The 17,780-nt window shown below is 72.9% G+C and carries 18 protein-coding genes; 14 read left to right on the forward strand and 4 right to left on the reverse strand.

Features of this window, described 5'->3' with window-relative positions; genetic code table 11:
* Window positions 1–6 precede the first annotated feature (6 nt).
* Window positions 7–939, forward strand: coding sequence for a bifunctional DNA-formamidopyrimidine glycosylase/DNA-(apurinic or apyrimidinic site) lyase (gene mutM, locus KYT88_RS07045; RefSeq protein ID WP_043587313.1), 933 nt, complete (start codon window positions 7–9; stop codon window positions 937–939).
* A 12-nt stretch (window positions 940–951) separates the two neighbouring features.
* Here mutM and KYT88_RS07050 read toward each other — a convergent pair whose 3' ends face one another.
* A complete protein-coding gene (locus tag KYT88_RS07050) occupies window positions 952–2,070 on the reverse strand; it encodes a GNAT family N-acetyltransferase (protein ID WP_043587311.1) in 1,119 nt (372 codons plus the stop codon).
* A gap of 156 nt (window positions 2,071–2,226) precedes the next feature.
* Between KYT88_RS07050 and KYT88_RS07055 the strand changes: the two genes are divergently transcribed.
* From KYT88_RS07055 to KYT88_RS07070, 4 genes are all read left to right on the forward strand, one after another.
* On the forward strand, window positions 2,227–5,985 hold the full coding sequence (locus KYT88_RS07055; protein ID WP_043587309.1) for an AAA family ATPase: 3,759 nt from the start codon (window positions 2,227–2,229) through the stop codon (window positions 5,983–5,985).
* 20 nt (window positions 5,986–6,005) lie between these two features.
* On the forward strand, window positions 6,006–6,881 hold the full coding sequence (ftsY, locus tag KYT88_RS07060; protein ID WP_043587307.1) for a signal recognition particle-docking protein FtsY: 876 nt from the start codon (window positions 6,006–6,008) through the stop codon (window positions 6,879–6,881).
* A gap of 385 nt (window positions 6,882–7,266) precedes the next feature.
* Window positions 7,267–8,838: a signal recognition particle protein gene (gene ffh / locus KYT88_RS07065; protein WP_043587305.1), complete on the forward strand. Its 1,572-nt coding sequence runs from the start codon at window positions 7,267–7,269 to the stop codon at window positions 8,836–8,838.
* Between the two features lie 152 nt (window positions 8,839–8,990).
* Window positions 8,991–9,368 (forward strand): VOC family protein, encoded by a 378-nt coding sequence (locus KYT88_RS07070; protein WP_043587302.1) that lies wholly within the window; start codon window positions 8,991–8,993, stop codon window positions 9,366–9,368.
* 10 nt (window positions 9,369–9,378) lie between these two features.
* Here KYT88_RS07070 and KYT88_RS07075 read toward each other — a convergent pair whose 3' ends face one another.
* Both KYT88_RS07075 and KYT88_RS07080 read right to left on the reverse strand, forming a co-directional pair.
* A complete protein-coding gene (locus tag KYT88_RS07075; RefSeq protein ID WP_237583825.1) occupies window positions 9,379–10,572 on the reverse strand; it encodes a MarP family serine protease in 1,194 nt (397 codons plus the stop codon).
* 19 nt (window positions 10,573–10,591) lie between these two features.
* The gene (locus KYT88_RS07080) at window positions 10,592–11,725 is read right to left on the reverse strand and encodes a glutamate--cysteine ligase (protein ID WP_043587299.1); all 1,134 of its coding nucleotides are present in this window, start codon (window positions 11,723–11,725) and stop codon (window positions 10,592–10,594) included.
* Window positions 11,726–11,998: 273 nt separating this feature from the next.
* On the opposite strand from KYT88_RS07080, the gene rpsP reads away from it, so the two are divergent.
* Genes rpsP through trmD form a run of 4 tightly spaced genes read left to right on the forward strand, consistent with a single transcriptional unit; the run spans window position 11,999 to window position 13,953 of the window.
* The gene (gene rpsP, locus KYT88_RS07085; protein WP_043587297.1) at window positions 11,999–12,412 is read left to right on the forward strand and encodes a 30S ribosomal protein S16; all 414 of its coding nucleotides are present in this window, start codon (window positions 11,999–12,001) and stop codon (window positions 12,410–12,412) included.
* A gap of 3 nt (window positions 12,413–12,415) precedes the next feature.
* Window positions 12,416–12,652 (forward strand): RNA-binding protein, encoded by a 237-nt coding sequence (locus KYT88_RS07090; RefSeq protein ID WP_012038054.1) that lies wholly within the window; start codon window positions 12,416–12,418, stop codon window positions 12,650–12,652.
* Complete coding sequence (rimM, locus tag KYT88_RS07095) at window positions 12,630–13,265, forward strand: ribosome maturation factor RimM (protein ID WP_051629387.1); 636 nt, start codon at window positions 12,630–12,632, stop codon at window positions 13,263–13,265. The genes KYT88_RS07090 and rimM overlap by 23 nt, the downstream gene beginning before the upstream one ends.
* A 1-nt stretch (window position 13,266) precedes the next feature.
* Complete coding sequence (gene trmD / locus KYT88_RS07100; protein ID WP_012298186.1) at window positions 13,267–13,953, forward strand: tRNA (guanosine(37)-N1)-methyltransferase TrmD; 687 nt, start codon at window positions 13,267–13,269, stop codon at window positions 13,951–13,953.
* A gap of 19 nt (window positions 13,954–13,972) precedes the next feature.
* On the opposite strand, the gene map is transcribed toward trmD, so the two are convergent.
* Entirely contained in the window at window positions 13,973–14,740 is a 768-nt protein-coding gene (gene map / locus KYT88_RS07105) for a type I methionyl aminopeptidase (protein WP_043587295.1), read from the reverse strand.
* 70 nt (window positions 14,741–14,810) lie between these two features.
* On the opposite strand from map, the gene KYT88_RS07110 reads away from it, so the two are divergent.
* The 5 genes from KYT88_RS07110 (at window position 14,811) to KYT88_RS07130 (ending at window position 17,697) form a co-directional block, all read left to right on the forward strand.
* Window positions 14,811–15,302, forward strand: a complete 492-nt coding sequence (locus KYT88_RS07110) for a hypothetical protein (protein WP_043587292.1) — start codon at window positions 14,811–14,813, stop codon at window positions 15,300–15,302.
* Window positions 15,303–15,473: 171 nt separating this feature from the next.
* Window positions 15,474–15,818 carry a 50S ribosomal protein L19 gene (gene rplS / locus KYT88_RS07115; RefSeq protein WP_012298189.1) on the forward strand — a complete coding sequence of 115 codons (345 nt, stop codon included), beginning with the start codon at window positions 15,474–15,476 and terminating at the stop codon, window positions 15,816–15,818.
* A gap of 66 nt (window positions 15,819–15,884) precedes the next feature.
* Window positions 15,885–16,637, forward strand: coding sequence for a signal peptidase I (lepB, locus tag KYT88_RS07120; RefSeq protein WP_043587290.1), 753 nt, complete (start codon window positions 15,885–15,887; stop codon window positions 16,635–16,637).
* Window positions 16,637–17,296 (forward strand): ribonuclease HII, encoded by a 660-nt coding sequence (gene rnhB / locus KYT88_RS07125; protein ID WP_043587288.1) that lies wholly within the window; start codon window positions 16,637–16,639, stop codon window positions 17,294–17,296. The genes lepB and rnhB overlap by 1 nt, the downstream gene beginning before the upstream one ends.
* 77 nt (window positions 17,297–17,373) lie before the next feature.
* Window positions 17,374–17,697: a DUF2469 family protein gene (locus tag KYT88_RS07130; RefSeq protein WP_012038062.1), complete on the forward strand. Its 324-nt coding sequence runs from the start codon at window positions 17,374–17,376 to the stop codon at window positions 17,695–17,697.
* Window positions 17,698–17,780 lie beyond the last annotated feature (83 nt).

The following is a 17,780-nucleotide window of genomic DNA, read 5'->3' on the forward strand; positions in this document are numbered from 1 at the left end:
CCCGCGGTGCCCGAGCTCCCCGAGGTCGAGGTCGTCCGCGCCGGCCTGGAGCCGGCGGTCGCCGGCGCGCGCGTCACGGGCGTCGAGATCCTCGACGCGCGCTCCCTCAAGCGGCACGATCCGCTCGAGGGCGCGTTCGTCGACCTGCTCGTCGGCCGCGTGATCACCTCGGCCGTCCGCCGCGGCAAGTTCATGTGGCTGCCGCTCGAGCCCGACGCCGGACGCGACACGACCGGCCCCCGCGCCCTCGTCACGCACCTCGGCATGAGCGGGCAGGTGCTCCTCCGCGAGCCCGGCTCCGACCCGGACGGCCTGCTGCGGATCCGCATGGGCATCGAGCACCCGGTGCACGGCGAGCTGGTGGTCGCGTTCGTCGACCAGCGGATCTTCGGGTCGATGGCCGTCGACCGCCTCGTGCCGACACCCGATGGGCATGCCGGTGGCCGCGGATCCCCGTCGGCGCTCGTGCCGACGCAGGTGGCGCACATCGCGCGCGACCCGCTCGACCCGGCCTTCGACGACGAGCTGCTGCTCGACCGGCTCGCGCGGCGGCGCACGGGGATCAAGCGCGCTCTCCTCGACCAGACCCTCGTGAGCGGCATCGGCAACATCTACGCGGATGAGGCGCTGTGGGCCGCGCGCATCCACTACGCGCACCCCACCGACGCCCTCGGACGCGGGCGCGCGCTGCGGCTCCTCGCCGAGGTGCGCCAGGTGCTCGCGCGGGCGCTGGCCGAGGGCGGCACGAGCTTCGACGCGCAGTACGTCAACGTCAACGGCGCGTCCGGCTACTTCTCGCACTCGCTCAACGCCTACGGTCAGCAGGGGAAGCCGTGCCCGCGCTGCGGCACGCCGATCGTGCGCGAGGCCTTCATGAACCGCGGCTCGCACCTGTGCCCGCACTGCCAGGTGCTGCCCGATCCTGACGCGGCGGCGTGACTCGCGCGCCGGTCAGCGCGCCGGTGCGACCTCCCGCAGCCAGCTCCCGCTCGTGCCCACGTGCCGGAAGCCCAGCGCCTCGTTCACCGCGAGCATCGGGCGGTTCTCGTCGGCGTTCCAGGTGACGACGCGGTCCGCCTCCGGTGCCTCGCGCGCCAGGAGCAGCAGGTTCTCGACCTTGAGGAGCATGCCCAGGCGGTGGCCGCGGTGCTCGGCCAGCACGAGCGTGTCCTGCTGGTAGGTGTAGGCGTGGCCGTCGGAGCGGCGCCCGCTGGGGGAGACGGCGATCTCCGTGAAGCCCACGAGCCGGCCCGTCGCCACGTGCAGGGCCGCCGTGGTGAGCCCCGTGCGTCCGGCTGACGCGCGCCGCGCCTCCGCCTCGCGGATCCGGCCGGCGTCCCACGCGTCCTCCGACTGCGGGAGGTCGCCCTGCGGGGTGTCGGTCGACATGCGCGTGTGCAGCACGGCGAGGTCGTCGAGCAGGTGCTCGGGCGTCGCGTCCACCCACGAGACCACGCGGTACGCGTCGCCGGCGGCACCGCGGGCGTCGGCGCGGTGGCCGGCGAGCGTCGGGGCCGCCTCCACGGTGTCGAGCGAGCTCGTGCGCGCGGTCTGGCCGAGGCGGTAGCCGGCGTCGACGGCGAAGCGCGAGGAGGGGTCGTCGGCGCCGACCGCGCCGATGCCCGTCGGAGAGGGGATGGGTGATCCGTTCGCCTCGGCGCGGTGCATCGTGAAGCCCATGAGCGTCCGGCAGCCGTCGTCGAGGGCGATCCGCTCGACGCGCTCCCGCAGCGCCCGGCCGATCCCGTGGCGCCGGTGCTCGGGGATCACGGACACCGCGACGTCGGACGTCTCGGGGTCGTGCAGCCAGGTCGTGAGGAGCCCCCGGCCGACGATCCGGCCGTCCACGCGCGCGGCGAAGAGGCGCTTCCGCACGTGCGCCACGTCGGCGTAGTCGGCGATCAGCTCCTGCGGCAGCCAGACGAACGCGTCGTGCCCGAGGTCGTGCGACTGCGCGCGGTTGACGACGTCGGTGAGGGCCACGAAGTCGTCCCAGCCCTCCGCGCCGACCGCGACGGGCGGGCGGACCTCCTCCACGGCGAAGCGGCGGACGTCGGCTTCGTGCGGCATGGTCGGCTCCCTCGTCGGCGCGCGCCGCCGGGACCGGCCCGCGCCCTCCCACGGTAGCGGCGGCCCGCCGGACGGGGCGTCCCGCGCGCGGCTCCCGGCGGCTGCCCGCCCGTCCGGTACCGTGATCGAGACCATCACGCGAGGAGGGCGACGGGCGTGCACCTGAAGAGCCTGACCCTCAAGGGGTTCAAGTCGTTCGCGCAGCCGACCACGTTCCAGTTCGAGACCGGGGTGACCTGCGTCGTCGGGCCGAACGGATCCGGCAAGTCGAACGTCGTCGACGCCCTCGCCTGGGTCATGGGCGAGCAGGGCGCCAAGACCCTCCGCGGCGGCAAGATGGAGGACGTCATCTTCGCCGGCACCTCGACGCGCGGCCCGCTCGGCCGTGCCGAGGTCACGCTCACGATCGACAACGCCGACGGCGCGCTCCCCATCGACTACACCGAGGTCGCGATCCGCCGCACGCTGTTCCGCAACGGAGGCAGCGAGTACGCGATCAACGGCACGTCCTGCCGGCTGCTCGACGTGCAGGAGCTGCTGAGCGACTCCGGGCTCGGCCGCGAGATGCACGTCATCGTCGGCCAGGGCCGCCTCGACAACGTCCTGCGCGCCACCCCCGAGGAGCGGCGCGGCTTCATCGAGGAGGCCGCGGGGATCCTCAAGCACCGCCGCCGCAAGGAGCGCACCCTCCGCAAGCTCGAGGGCATGCAGGCCAACCTCACGCGGCTGAACGACCTGGCCGGGGAGATCCGCCGCCAGCTCAAGCCGCTCGGGCGGCAGGCGGAGGTCGCGCGCCAGGCGCAGACCGTGGCCGCCGAAGTCCGCGACGCCCGCGCGCGGCTGGTGGCCGACGAGGTCGTGACCCTCCGGCGCGCGCTCGCGGAGCACACGCGCACCGAGGAGGAGCGCACGACCGAGCGGATGGTGCTGCAGGAGAAGCTCGATCGAGCGGTCATCCGGTCCGAGCGCATCGTCGAGGAGCAGGAGGGCGACGAGGTGGACGGCGCCCGCCGCACGGCCTTCGCGCTGGAGCAGGTGCAGGAGCGCCTGCGCAACCTGCTGTCGCTCGCGCAGCAACGGCTCGCGCTCCTCGGATCCGCCGACGACGCGCCCGAGACCGCGGCGGGCACGACGCCCGGGCAGGTGCAGGAGTCCCGCGATGAGGCGGAGCGGCTGGTCGCCCTGATCGCGGAGGCCGAGGCGGGCTGGGCATCCGCACGGCAGGCGACCGCGGCGGCCCGGCAGGCGCTCGACGCGCTCGACGAGGAGATCCAGGCCCAGAGCGCGCTCGTCTCCCGGCACGACCTCGAGATCGCGGGGCTGACGGGTCGGGCCGAGACCGCGGGATCCCGGCTGGCCGCGGTCCGCGGAGAGGTCCTCCGCCAGCAGAACGCGCTCGACGCCGCGCGGGCCCGTCTCGCCGCCGCCGAGGCCGAGCGGGAGCGCGGCGAGGCGGAGGGCGAGGCCGACGAGCAGGGTGGATCCGAGCTGACGCGCGCCTACGAGGACGCGCAGGCCGACGTCGCCAGCGAGGAATCCGCGATCGAGGCCGTGCGCGAGGAGCTGCACGCGAAGGAGCGGGAGCGCGACGCCCTGGCCGCGCGCGAGCAGGCCCTCGCGAGCGCGCTCGACCAGCGCGACGGATCCAGCGACCTCGTCGCCGCGGGCCTGCCCGGCATCCGCGGCCTCCTCGCCGAGCACGTGCACGTGCAGCCCGGCTACGAGGCCGCCGTCGCCGCCGCGCTCGGCTCCCTCGCCGACGCCGTGCTCGCCGAGACGCTCGACGACGCGGTCGCCGCCCTCCGGCGCGCGGTCGACGACGACCTGGGGCGCGTCGAGGTGGTCGTGGCCGGATCCGCCGACGCGCAGGTCTCCGAGCCGTCATCCGCCGGCCCCGCCGGCCCCGTCGCCGCGGCCTCCGTGGTCGACGCGCCGGACGGCGTGCGGCGCATCCTCGCGGACGTCGTCTTCGTCGACGGCCTCGCGGAGGCGGTCGCCCTCCTCGACGGACGGGACGCTCCCGCCACGGCCATCACCCGCGTGGGCGAGGTCGTGTCGGCGCACGTGCTGCGCGGCGGATCCGGTGCCACCCGCTCCAAGCTCGAGCTCGTCGCCGCTCGTGACGCCGCGGCGACGACGCTGACCGACGTCCGTGCCCGCATCGACGACCTGCAGGTGGATCTCGCGGCGGGCCGGGAGCGCCTCCGTGCCGCCCGGGAGCGCGCGTCCACGGCGCTCGGCGGGCTGCGCGAGGCGGACGCGCGCCTCGCCGCCCATGCCGAGCGCCTCAGCCGCTCCCGCGCGCAGGCCGAGTCCGCGGCCGCGGAGCTCGCCCGCGTGCAGCGCGGCCTCGACCTGGCGAGCGCGTCCGTCGACGAGGCCGTCGCCGCGTCCGACGTCGCCCGTCGCGCGCTCGACGAGGTCCGATCCCGTCCGCGGCCCGTGCTCGACGCGAGCGGCCGCGACGCGCTCGTCGCCGAGTGGGAGGCCGCGCGCGAGGCCGAGATCGAGGCGCGCCTGCAGGTCGAGACGGCCCGCGAGCGCGTGCGGGCGGAGCAGGAGCGCACGGTCGCGCTCGAGCGCCGCCTGGCCGCGGAGCGCGCCGCCGCCGAGGAGGCCGCCCGCCGCCAGGTGATCCGCCGCCGTCAGATCGCGCGGGCCGCATCCGTCGCCGAGGCCCTGCCCGCCGTGGTGCGCGCCGCCGACCGCAGCACCGCGGAGGCGCGTCTCGTGCTCGCCCGCGCGGAGGAGGCCAGGGCCGGCCGGAACGCCGAGCTGGTGGCGCTCCGCCGGGAGGAGGCCGAGCTGCGCGCGCGCCTGCACGGCATCACCGAGGACGTGCACGGACTCGAGCTGCAGATCTACGAGAAGCGCCTGCAGGTGTCGCAGCTGCTCGAGCGCGCCGCGAGCGAGCTCGGACTGGGGGAGGAGGTGCTCGTGGCCGAGTACGGACCCGACGTGCCGGTGCCCGAGGAGGCGCCGCTGCCGCCGCGGCAGCGTCCGCTCGCGCAGGCGGATGAGGGCGGCGGCGATGCCGAGGCCGATCCCGACGATGCGGCCGCGTCGGCGGAGGCGCCCGACCCGAGCGCGGAGACGTCCGGGCCGGCCGACGAGGCGGACGACGAGGACGACGCCGCGGATCCCGTCCCCACCCGCCCCTTCGACCGCGAGGAGCAGCACGCCCGTCTCCAGGTCGCGGAGCGGAAGCTCGCCCAGCTCGGCCGCGTGAACCCGCTCGCCCTCGAGGAGTTCGCCGCGCTCGAGCAGCGACACCTGTTCCTCACCGAGCAGCTCGCCGACCTGACCGCGACGCGCAAGGACCTGCTCACGATCATCGACGACATCGACCGCACCATGCAGGGCGTCTTCGCCGACGCCTTCGAGGACACCCGGGCGGCGTTCGACCGCGTCTTCCCGATCCTCTTCCCGGGCGGCACGGGCAGCATCCACCTCACCGATCCCGAGCAGCTGCTCACCACGGGCATCGAGGTGAGCGTGCGCCCCGCGGGCAAGCGCATCGAGCGCCTGTCGCTCCTGTCCGGCGGGGAGCGCTCGCTCGCGGCCGTCGCCCTGCTCATCGCGATCTTCACCGCCCGACCGAGCCCGTTCTACATCATGGACGAGGTCGAGGCGGCCCTCGACGACGCCAACCTCGGCCGCCTGCTCACGATCCTCGAGCAGCTCCGCGACACCTCGCAGCTCATCGTCATCACCCACCAGAAGCGCACGATGGAGATCGCCGACGCGCTGTACGGCGTCTCGATGCGGCAGGACGGCGTGAGCGCGGTCGTCGGACAGCGCGTGAGCCGCGACGCCCGCCCCGACACGGCACCCGGATCCGCGGGCGAGGACGAGCCCGAGGGCGCGCCCGCGACCCAGCAGGAGCCCGCCGCCGAGGAGCAGGCCGCCTCCTGACCCGCGGCTACGCTGGGCACATGGCAGCCCGCACCCCCTGGTCCCTCTCCGGCGCGCTCCGCGGGATGTTCGCGAAGCCGACGATCGACGAGACCACGTGGGACGACCTCGAGACCGCCCTCATCACCGCGGACTTCGGCCCCGACGTCACCGAGGCCACCATCGACGACCTCCGCCAGAAGGTCGAGCGCTACCGCACGACCGACCCGCGCGACCTCCAGCGCATGCTCCGCGAGAGCATCGAGGAGCGCCTGGCGAAGCACGACCCGACGTTGAAGCTCAGCGCCCGCCCCGCCGTGATCCTCGTCGTCGGCGTCAACGGCGTCGGCAAGACCACCACCATCGGCAAGTTCGCGAAGTTCCTCCGCAACTACGGCCGCACTGTCGTCGTGGGCGCGGCCGACACGTTCCGCGCCGCCGCCGTCGACCAGCTGGCGACCTGGGCCGAGCGCGCCGGCGCCGAGATCGTGCGCCCGCAGCAGCCCGGCCAGGATCCCGCGAGCGTCGCCTTCCAGACCGTGGAGCACGCGATGCGCACGGGCACCGAGATGGTCATCATCGACACCGCCGGCCGCCTGCACACGAAGGGCGGGCTCATGGACGAGCTGTCGAAGATCCGTCGCGTGGTCGAGAAGCAGTCGCCCATCGCCGAGGTGCTGCTGGTGCTCGACGCGACGACCGGCCAGAACGGGCTCGCGCAGGCGCAGGCGTTCATCGAGCACGGCGGGGTCACGGGCCTCGTCATCACGAAGCTCGACGGATCCGCGAAGGGCGGCTTCATCCTCAACGTGCAGGAGCGCACGGGCATCCCCATCAAGCTCATCGGCCAGGGCGAGGGCATCGGCGACCTCACGGGCTTCACCCCCCACGTCTTCGCGCAGAACCTGGTCGGCTGACCGGCGTCCCTCCCGGGCGCTGGATCTCACCGGCCCCCACGTCTTCGCGCGGAACCCGGTCGGCTGACCGGCGTCCCTCCCGGGCGCTGGATCTCACCGGCCCCCACGTCTTCGCGCAGAACCTGGTCGGCTGACCGGCGTCCCTCCCGGGCGCTGGTTCTCACCGGCCCGCACGTGTTCGCGCGGAACCTGGTCGGCTGACCGGCGTCCCTCCCGGGCGCTGGATCTCACCGGCCCGCACGTGTTCTCGCGGAACCTGGTCGGCTGACCGGCGTCCCTCCCGGGCGCTGGTTCTCACCGGCCCGCACGTGTTCGCGCAGAACCTGGTCGGCTGACCAGGGCGCCGGCTCGGGGGACCTCCGACGCCGGTTAAGCTGGATCCACCATGGCTACCTTCGGAACACTCTCGGACCGCCTCGCCGAGACCTTCAAGAACCTGCGCGGCAAGGGCAAGCTCAGCGCCGCGGACGTCGACGGCACCGTCCGCGAGATCCGCCGCGCGCTGCTCGAGGCCGACGTCGCGCTCGACGTCGTCAAGGCGTTCACCGCGTCCGTCCGCGAGCGCGCCCTGGGCGGCGAGGTCAGCCAGGCGCTGAACCCCGCCCAGCAGGTCGTGCAGATCGTCAACGAGGAGCTCGTCGGCATCCTCGGCGGCCAGCAGCGCAGGATCCAGTTCGCCAAGAAGCCGCCGACCGTCATCATGCTCGCCGGCCTCCAGGGCGCGGGCAAGACGACCCTCGCGGGCAAGCTCGGCAAGTGGCTCGCCAAGGACGGCCACACGCCGATGCTCGTCGCGGCCGACCTCCAGCGCCCCAACGCCGTGCAGCAGCTGCAGGTCGTCGGGGAGCAGGCGGGCGTCCCCGTCTTCGCGCCCGAGCCCGGCAACGGGAAGGGCAACCCGGTGCGCGTCGCCAAGGACGCGATGAAGCACGCGGCCGACAAGCAGTACAGCGTCGTCATCATCGACACCGCGGGACGCCTCGGCGTCGACCAGGAGCTGATGAAGCAGGCCGCGGACATCCGCAAGGCCACCGATCCCGACGAGGTCCTCTTCGTCATCGACGCCATGATCGGCCAGGACGCGGTCGCGACCGCGAAGGCGTTCCAGGACGGCGTCGACTTCACGGGCGTCGTGCTCTCCAAGCTCGACGGCGACGCGCGCGGAGGAGCGGCCCTCTCGGTCGCCTCCGTCACCGGCCGCCCGATCATGTTCGCGTCCACGGGCGAGGGCCTCGACGACTTCGAGCCCTTCCACCCCGACCGCATGGCGAGCCGCATCCTCGACCTCGGCGACATCCTCACCCTCATCGAGCAGGCCCAGCAGGCCTTCGACGAGGAGGAGGCGATGGAGGTCGCCCAGAAGCTCGCGAGCGACACCTTCACGCTCGACGACTTCCTCAAGCAGATGCAGCAGCTGCGCGGCAAGGGCTCCCTCAAGAAGATGATGGGCATGCTCCCCGGCATGGGTGCCATGAAGGAGCAGCTGGAGAACTTCGACGAGAAGGAGATCGTCCGCACCGAGGCGATCATCCAGTCGATGACGAAGGCCGAGCGCCAGAACCCGAAGCTGCTCAATGGCTCGCGCCGCCTCCGCATCGCCCGCGGATCCGGCATGACCGTCACCGACGTCAACGGACTCGTGCAGCGCTTCGAGCAGGCCTCGAAGATGATGCGCACGGTCGCCCGCGGCGGCATGCCGCAGATCCCCGGCATGGGCCCGATGCCAGGCGCGCACTCGGGCCGCAAGCCCGTGCAGCAGAAGAAGAAGGGCTCGAAGTCGGGCAACCCGGCCAAGCGCGCGCAGGAGAACGCCGCGCTCGCCTCGGGCCAGCGCATCGGCGGGCCCACGGCTCCCGCGGGATCCGGCTTCGGCCTGGCCGGTGCGGCGAAGGGCGGCGCGGACGGCGCCCCGAGCGAGGAGGAGCTCGCCTCGCTGCAGAAGTTCCTCGGGCGCTGACCCGAGCACGACCCGCACGTGCGTCCGCGACGGCGTCCTCCCCACCGGGAGGGCGCCGTCGTCGCATGCTCGACGCGCGCCCTCCGACGTGCCAGCGTGGGGGCAGCACCGCGGCGCCCCGTCGCGATCGATCCCCGCGTCAGGAGCCTCCCGTGTTCGCACCCGCCACCGCGTTCAGCGGCTTCAGCGTCGACGACGTCCCCGCCGCGCTCGCCTTCTACCGCGGCACCCTCGGCCTCGAGGTCGAGGAGGTGCCCGAGATGGGCATGCTGCGGCTCGTGCTCCCCGGATCCGCCGCACGCGTCCTCGTCTACCCGAAGCCGGGCCACGTGCCCGCGACGTTCACGGTCCTCAACCTCCAGGTCGACGACGTCGAGCAGGCGGTCGTCGAGCTGAACGCGCGCGGCGTCGACACGAGGACCTTCGCGGGGATGCCCACGGACGCGCGCGGGATCATGCGCGGCAACGGGCCGGACATCGCCTGGTTCCGCGACCCGGCCGGCAACATCCTGTCCGTCGTCGCGGCGTGAGGAGGACGAGTCAGACGGAGCAGCGCCCGGAGTCGACCGGCGTCGTCGCGCCCGCCTGCTGCAGCACGGGGGCGATCTCGTCGAGCGTCATCGCGTAGCCCGTCTGCGCGTCCACCGTCGAGGTGGCGAACACGAGGCCGACCACGCGGCCTTGAGCGTCGAACAGCGCCCCGCCCGAGTCCCCGGGACGCACGGTGCCGCGGACCGAGTAGACCTCGCGCGTGACCGGCTGCTCGTGCTGGATGTCTGTGCCGAGCGCCTGGACCACCTCGCGGATGCGCGCCCCCGTCGCCTGGTACGGACCGCCGCCGGGGTAGCCGGCCACGACGGCCTCGTCGGAGGCGGCGAGCTGGTCGCCGAGCGCGAGCGGGGATGCCGTGAGGCCGGGCACCGCGAGGATCGCGACGTCGCGCGCCGGGTCGAACACCACGAGGTCCGCCTCGAGCAGCTGCCCCGTGCCGCCCTGCTGCACGTACACCTGGTCGGATCCGGTCACCACGTGCGCGTTCGTGACGACGCGGTCGCCCTGCACGACCCAGCCGCTGCCGGACGACGAGGTGCCGCACGCGGGTGCCGAGGAGAGGATCTTCACCACGCTCGACGCGGAGCGCCGCACGGCCTCCGGGACGTCGGCGTCGGGCGCGGCCGTGTCGGCGATCGCCTCCTCGCCGTTCGCGAACACGCGCGGGTAGCCCACGTCGTGGAGCGCGTCGTCCAGGGCGGAGAGCGCGGTGCCGCTCGAGATCGGGCTGACCCGGTCGAGCGCCGCGACGATGCGGGACGACGACGCGAGCTGCACCGCGGGGATCACCCCGCTGGAGCCGAGGAAGCCGCCGATGAACCAGACCGAGACGGCCCAGGCCGCGAGCCCCGCGACGGCGCCGACCCCGCGGTCCAGGCCCTGCGCCGCACCCTTCGGGCGGAGCAGGCGGGTGAGGACGCTGGCGATCTGCGCGAGGATCCCGCTCACGAGCGACGTCGTGACGAGCATGAGCACGGCGGCGGCGAGGGTGCGGGCGATCCCGGTGGCGACGCCGAACTGGTCGAGGAGCGCCAGGAACGCCGGCGTGATCCACAGCGCGAGCAGCACCCCGAGCACGATGCCGGCGAGGCCGGCGACCGTCACGATCGCTCCGCGACGCCAGCCGGCGAGGGCCGCGAGCACGGCGACGACGAGGATCACGATGTCGACGGCGGGGCTCACCTGCACAGTCTGCCCCGCGTCACCGGCCCAATCCTGAGCGCAGCTCCTCGACGAGGTGCGTGACCACGGGGGCGAGCGCGCCGTCGTTCTCCTCGGCGACCCGCAGCTGCCGCTGGTAGCTCGCGCCGCGTTCGACGATGTCGAGGATCCCGCGGAGCTCCGCCTCGCAGCCGAGCGCATCCGCGGTGGGGGAGAGGCGCTCCACGAGGGCCCGGGTGTCGTCGCCCACGAGCGCCTCGTCGCCCGTGGCGTCCCGGATGATGATGGCGTCCATCCCGTAGCGGGCAGCGCGCCACTTGTTCTCGCGCACGAACCAGGGCTGCATCCGCGGCAGCTCCTCGCCGCGATCCAGGGCGGCCGACATGTCGTGCACGAGGCACTGGACCAGCGCCGCGAGCGAGGCGATCTCGCCGAGCGTGGAGACGCCGTCGAACACGCGCGTCTCGAGGGTGCCCCACTTGGGCGCCGGACGGATGTCCCAGCGCAGCTCGCTGTGGTGGTCGATGACGCCGACGTGGGTCATGTCGCCGACGAGCCGCTCGTAGTCGGCCCAGGTCGTGAGGTCGGGCGGCAGCCCCGCGGTCGGCAGCTGCTGGAACATGAGCGCCCGGTTGGACGCGTACCCCGTCTCCTGCCCGGACCAGAACGGGCTCGACGCGCTGAGCGCCTGGAACCGCGGCAGGTGCACGAGCAGCGCGTTGAGGATGGGGAGCGCCTTCGACGCGTCGTCGATCCCGACGTGCACGTGGACGCCCCAGATCATCATCTGGCGCCCCCACCACCTCGTGCGGTCGAGCAGGGTCGCGTAGCGCTCGTTGTCGGGCGTGACGTCCTGGTCGGGCCACGCGCTGAAGGGGTGGGTGCCCGCGCACATCAGGTCGATGCCGAGCGGATCCGCGACGTCCACCACCCGCTCGATGAGCCGCGCGAGGTCGTCGACGGCGTGCCCCACGCGGGAATGCGGCGCGCTGACGACCTCGACCGTGTTGGTGAGGAACTCCCCGGTCACGTGCGGGTGGGCGTCGTCGTGGGGGAACGAGCGGAGGATCTCCGGCGCGACGCCCGCGAGCCCCCCCGAGCCGCGGTCGACGCACGCGAGCTCCCACTCGATCCCGACGCGGGACGGGGGCTGGTGGGCGAAGTCGATCTGCATGCGGGTCCTGCCGTCCACGGGGTCTCGGGGCGCATGCGCCGGGTGTCGTCCGATCATGCCACGCACCCCGCGGGGCGACCCGGCGATGACGCCGTGCGGCGCGCCGATCGCGGGGGTCCCGGCCGGGCGCCGCGTCTGCCATAATGATCTGTCGAGTCCGCGATCGTCCGACCCTCTAATCAGGCGCCGCGAGACCCCATCGAACCAATGCCGAGTGTGCCCCCACGCTCACGGCCGTCAGTTCACCCCACACGAAAGAAATTCAGGAGAATTGTGGCTGTCAAGATCCGTCTGAAGCGCCTGGGCAAGATCCGCGCGCCGTACTACCGCATCGTCGTCGCCGACTCGCGCACCAAGCGCGACGGCCGCGTCATCGAGGAGATCGGCAAGTACCACCCCACCGAGGAGCCCTCGTTCATCGAGGTCCAGTCGGAGCGGGCGCAGTACTGGCTCTCCGTGGGCGCCCAGCCCACCGAGCAGGTCGAGGCCCTCCTCAAGCTCACGGGCGACTGGGGTCGCTTCAAGGGCGACAAGGACGCCGTCTCCACCGTCCGCACCCGCGAGGCGAAGCCCGCCTACGTCGCGGACGAGAAGAAGAAGCCGGTCCTCAAGCCGAAGACCGAGAAGGCCGCACCCGCGCCCGAGGCCGCTCCGGCCGAGGCCGAGTCGACCGAGGAGCAGGCCTAGCCCATGCTCGCTCCCGCGCTCGCTCATCTGGTCAAGGGCATCGTCGAGCACCCGGACGACGTCTCCGTGACGAGCAAGGGATCCCCCCGCGGCGAGGTCCTCGAGGTGCGCGTGCACCCCGAGGACCTCGGCCGGGTCATCGGCCGAGCGGGTCGCACCGCGAAGGCCCTCCGGACGCTCGTCTCGGCTCTCGCCGACGGCCAGCGCGTCCGCGTCGATGTGGTGGACACCGATTCCTGAGGACATCGTCCGTGACCCCGCGGCGTTCCGCGTGGGCCGGCTGACCAAGGCGCACGGGCTCAAGGGAGCCGTCAAGCTCGAGCTGTTCACGGACGATCCCGACAAGCGGTTCGTCCCGGGCGCCGAGTTCTCGCTCCAGGTTCCCGACTCGTCGCCGTGGCACGGACGCACGCTCACGCTCACCGAGCTCCGCTGGTACAACAGCCACCCCGTCGGCTTCTTCGAGGGCGTCGCCGACCGCACCGCCGCCGAGTCGCTCGCCAAGGCCATCCTCTGGATGACGCCGCCGGCCGACGAGGCCGCCGAGCCCGACGCCTGGTACGACCACCAGCTCGTGGGCCTCAGGGTCCTCCGCGACGGCGTCGAGGTCGGCACCGTGTCCCTCGTCGACCACTTCCCGGCGCAGGACCTGCTGCACGTCGACACGCCCTCCGGCACCGTGCTCGTCCCGTTCGTCCAGGCCATCGTCCCGTCGGTCGACGTGGAGGCCGGCACGCTCGTCGTCACGCCGCCGCTCGGGCTCTTCGAGGAGATCCCGGACGAGACGCCGACAGCCGAGCCGACGCCGGCCGAGGCCGCGGAGCCCGCGCCCGAGGCCGACGACGCCCGCTGACATGCGGATCGACATCGTCTCGATCTTCCCCGAGTTCTTCGGGGTGCTCGACATCTCCCTGCTCGGCCGCGCCCGCCAGTCCGGCCTCATCGATCTCCGCCTGCACGACCTGCGCGCCTTCACGCACGACCGGCACCGCACGGTCGACGACACGCCGTACGGCGGCGGCGCCGGCATGGTCATGCGGCCTGAGCCCTGGGGCGAGGCCATGGACGAGGTGCTCGCGGACGACACGGATCCGGTCGTCATCTTCCCGTCGCCCGCCGGCGAGGTCTTCACGCAGGCCATGGCGCAGGAGCTCTCCGCGGAACCGCATCTCGCGTTCGGCTGCGGCCGCTACGAGGGCATCGACCAGCGCGTCGTCGATCACACCGCGACCCGTGCACGGGTCCGCCTGGTCAGCCTCGGCGACTACGTGCTCAACGGCGGCGAGGTCGCGGTCATGGCGATGATCGAGGCGATCGGCCGCCTCGTCCCCGGCGTCGTCGGGAACCCCGCCAGCCTCGTCGAGGAGAGCCACTCCGACGGCCTGCTCGAGCACCCGAGCTACACGAAGCCCCCCGAGTGGCGCGGACTGGCTGTCCCCGATGTGCTGCGCAGCGGCAACCACGGCGCGATCGCGGCGTGGCGACGCGAGCAGCAGCTCGAGCGCACCCGCCGCGTCCGCCCGGACCTGCTGCCCGACTGAGCCGCCCCCTGGCCGGGCGCTAGGAGCGCGCGGTGAGGATCAGCGGTCCGTCCTCCGTGATGGCGACGGTGTGCTCCATGTGCGCACCACGAGAGCCGTCGGCGCTCCGGAGGGTCCAGCCGTCCTTGTCCGTGAAGATCTCGTCGGTGCTCTGCAGGAACCACGGCTCGATGGCGATCACCAGGCCGGGTCGCAGCGGCACGCCGCGGTTCGGGCGGCCCTGGTTGGCGATGTGCGGGTCGCCGTGCATGGTGCGCCCGACGCCGTGCCCGCCGAAGTCCGTGTTGACCGAGTAGCCGGCCTCCGTCGCGACGGCGCCGATGGCCGCGGAGATGTCGCCCGTGCGCCCGCCGGGCTGGGCCGCGCGGATCCCCGCCTCGAGGGCGGCCGTCGTCACCTCGATGAGGCGGACGTCCTCCTCGCGCGGCGTGCCCACGATGACGCTGACGGCGGAGTCGCTGACCCAGCCGTCGACGGACGCCGCGAAGTCGAGGCTGAGGAGGTCGCCGTCCTGCAGACGGTAGTCGTGGGGTAACCCGTGCAGGACGCCGTCGTTGACCGACGTGCACAGCACCTTGCCGAAGGGCATGGCGCCGAAGGACGGGTGGTAGTCGATGTAGCAGGACTCCGCGCCCCGCTGGCGGATCATGCGGTGCGCCTCGCGGTCGAGGTCGAGGAGGTTCACGCCTACGTCGGCCGTGGCGGCGAGGGCCGTGAGCACGGAGGCCACGAACTCCCCGGCGGGTCGCATCTGGTCCATCTCGGCGGGGGTTCGCAGTTCCATCACGCGAAGGATCCTACGGGAGCCGGGCTCGGGCCCTCCCGAGGCGCCCAGGATCCGCTCGTAGCATGAGGCCATGCAGCAGCCCCCGGCCCTCGGCCTCCGTCGCGTGCTATACCGCTGGCAGTTCGCGGCGGTCGTCGTGCTCCCCGCCTGGCTCCTCGTGGGCTGGGCGACCTTCGGCTCCGGCGGATGGGAGCTCCTCCTCGTGATGCTCACGGCCGGCGCGCTCGGGATCGCGCTCCTCGCGGCCCTCGGCCTCGTTCTCGCCCGTCGGTCCGTCCGCACCGCGCGGGCCGTGTCCCCGACGGATGCGATCGCCATGGGCGTGCTGACCCTCGCGGTCGTCGGAACCGGCACCTACTCCGTCGTCAGCACCTGGTGCGCGGTCGTCGCGGTGCTCGCCGCCGTCGCGCTCCTCGCCCTCGCCGTCCGGCAGCTGCTCGCCGAGACGCGGCAGCGCATGCAGGAGGTCATCGCCGTCATCGAGCGGGACGCCCAGCCGCGACCGCCCGAGTGGAAGGCCGCGGAGGGCCCTGACGCCGGGCGCACCATCCGACTGGACTGATCCGTCGTGCGCGGGCCCTGCGCTTTGCGCTAGACGCGCCCGAGGTGACACAATGGGCGATCGTGCCTGCCGTCGACCCTGCCACGGGGGAGTCGACCGCTCATGCGGGCCGTTCCCCTTCCAGACATTGATGCGCAGTCGACCCGTGGCGGTTGCAGAGAGCGGTACACCATGCACATCCTCGATTCCGTCGACAAGGCGTCGCTGCGGTCGGACATCCCCGACTTCCGCGCCGGCGACACGGTCAAGGTCCACGTCAACATCGTCGAGGGCAGCCGCTCGCGCATCCAGGTGTTCCAGGGCATCGTCATCGGCCGTCAGGGCGAGGGCGTCCGCGAGACGTTCTGCGTCCGCAAGGTCAGCTTCCAGGTCGGCGTCGAGCGCACCTTCCCGGTGCACTCCCCGGTCATCGACCACATCGAGGTCGTGACGCGCGGCGACGTGCGCCGCGCGAAGCTGTACTTCCTCCGCGACCTCCGTGGCAAGAAGGCGAAGATCAAGGAGAAGCGCTCCTAGCGCATCCCCACCTGTCATCCCACTGAGCTCCCGGCGCATATGCTTGCCGGGAGCTCAGGCGGTTAAATGACAGACAGCACGGCGCCCATGGAGACCAGATCCTCGGGCAGGCACAGCGGCAGCGGGTCGCGTGGATGGAAGACGTTCCTCCGGGACGTCCTCGTCATCTTCGTGGTGGCCCTCCTCGTCTCGATCCTGATCAAGGCGTTCCTGATCCGGTCGTTCTACATCCCCTCCGCGTCGATGGAGGACACGCTGCAGATCGACGACCGCATCGTCGTGAACCAGCTGACCCCGCGGCTCATGCCGCTGCAGCACGGGGACGTCGTCGTGTTCCGTGATCCGGGCGGGTGGCTCACGCCCTCGCCCGAGGTCGACAAGCCGCCGATCGCGGCCGCGGTCGACTGGGCCCTCACCACGGTGGGACTGTCGGCGTCCGACAGCAACGACCACCTCATCAAGCGCCTCATCGGCCTGCCGGGCGACCACGTCGTCTGCTGCAACTCCCTCGGCCAGATGAGCGTCAACGACGTGCCCCTGGACGAGCCGTACATCAAGCTCGTCCCCGGGGACACGCGCGCGTCCGACGTCGACTTCGACGTCACCGTCCCCGCGGACTCGCTCTGGGTCATGGGCGACAACCGCGGCAACTCCTGGGACTCGCGCTACAACCAGGACGGCCCCACCAAGGGCTTCGTGCCGATCGACCACGTCGTCGGACGCGCGTTCGTCATCACCTGGCCCATCGACCGCTGGTCCATCCTCAGCGACCACCCCGAGACGTTCGGCGACGTGCCCGACGCGGTTCCCGCCGGCTGATGCCGGTCGCGGATCCCACCCTCGATCTGGAGCACGAGCTCCTCCGCGGGGGTGCCGCCCTCGTGATCGGCTGCGACGAGGTGGGCCGAGGGGCGCTCGCGGGGCCCGTCGCCGTGGGCATGGCCGTCGTGGGGCCGGACGCCCTGGGGTTCCCGGCCGGCCTCCGCGACTCGAAGATGCTCAGCGAGAAGCGCCGCGAGGCGCTGCACCCGGTCGTCGCCGGGTGGGTCCGGCACTCGGCCATCGGCATGGCCTCCGCGGCAGAGGTGGACGAGCTCGGGATCACCGCGTGCCTCGGCCTCGCCGGGCGTCGCGCGCTCGTCGAGCTGCACCGCGCCGGCGTCCCGCTGATGGCCAGCGTCGTCCTGCTGGACGGTGCGCACGACTGGCTAACGCCGCACCTCGCCCACCCCGTGCCGGTGCGCCTGCGCGTGAAGGCCGACCGCGACTGCGCCTCGGTGGCCGCGGCCTCCGTGCTCGCCAAGGTGGAGCGCGACCGCATGATGACCGTCTGGCACGAGGACCTGCCCGAGTACGGGTGGGCGGGGAACAAGGGCTACGGCAGCGCCGCGCACCTCGACGCCATCCGGGCACGCGGTGCCTCTCCCCTCCACCGGCGCACGTGGCTCTCCGGCGTGCTCGGGGACGCGACGCCCTGACGCCCGGGGAGGGACGCCCCGGGTCGGCTCCCTCCGCGGAGGGCGACCGCCCCGCGGGCGGTTAGGATCGACGGACCATGGATGACGACGAGTTCGAGGACTACGACCGCGAGGTGGAGCTGGCGCTCTACCGGGAGTACCGGGACATCGTGTCCCAGTTCAAGTACGTGGTCGAGACCGAGCGGCGCTTCTACCTCGCCAACGAGGTCGAGCTCGTGCGGCGCGACACGGAGCACGACTTCTACTTCGAGCTGACGATGACCGACGTCTGGGTGTGGGACGTCTACCGCTCCGACCGGTTCGTGAAGTCCGTCCGCGTGCTCACCTTCAAGGATGTGAACGTCGAGGAGCTGTCGGCGAAGGAGTTCGAGCTCCCCAAGGAGCTCGCCATCGACGAGTAGGGCCCCTGGCGGGATCCCTCCCCAGGCGCCGGCCCGAGGTGCACCGCACGCCATCGCGGCACATCGGCGTCGACGGTGCTGCG

This window comes from Clavibacter sp. A6099 (assembly GCF_021919125.1).
In the GTDB taxonomy this organism is placed as follows: Bacteria; Actinomycetota; Actinomycetes; order Actinomycetales; family Microbacteriaceae; genus Clavibacter; species Clavibacter seminis.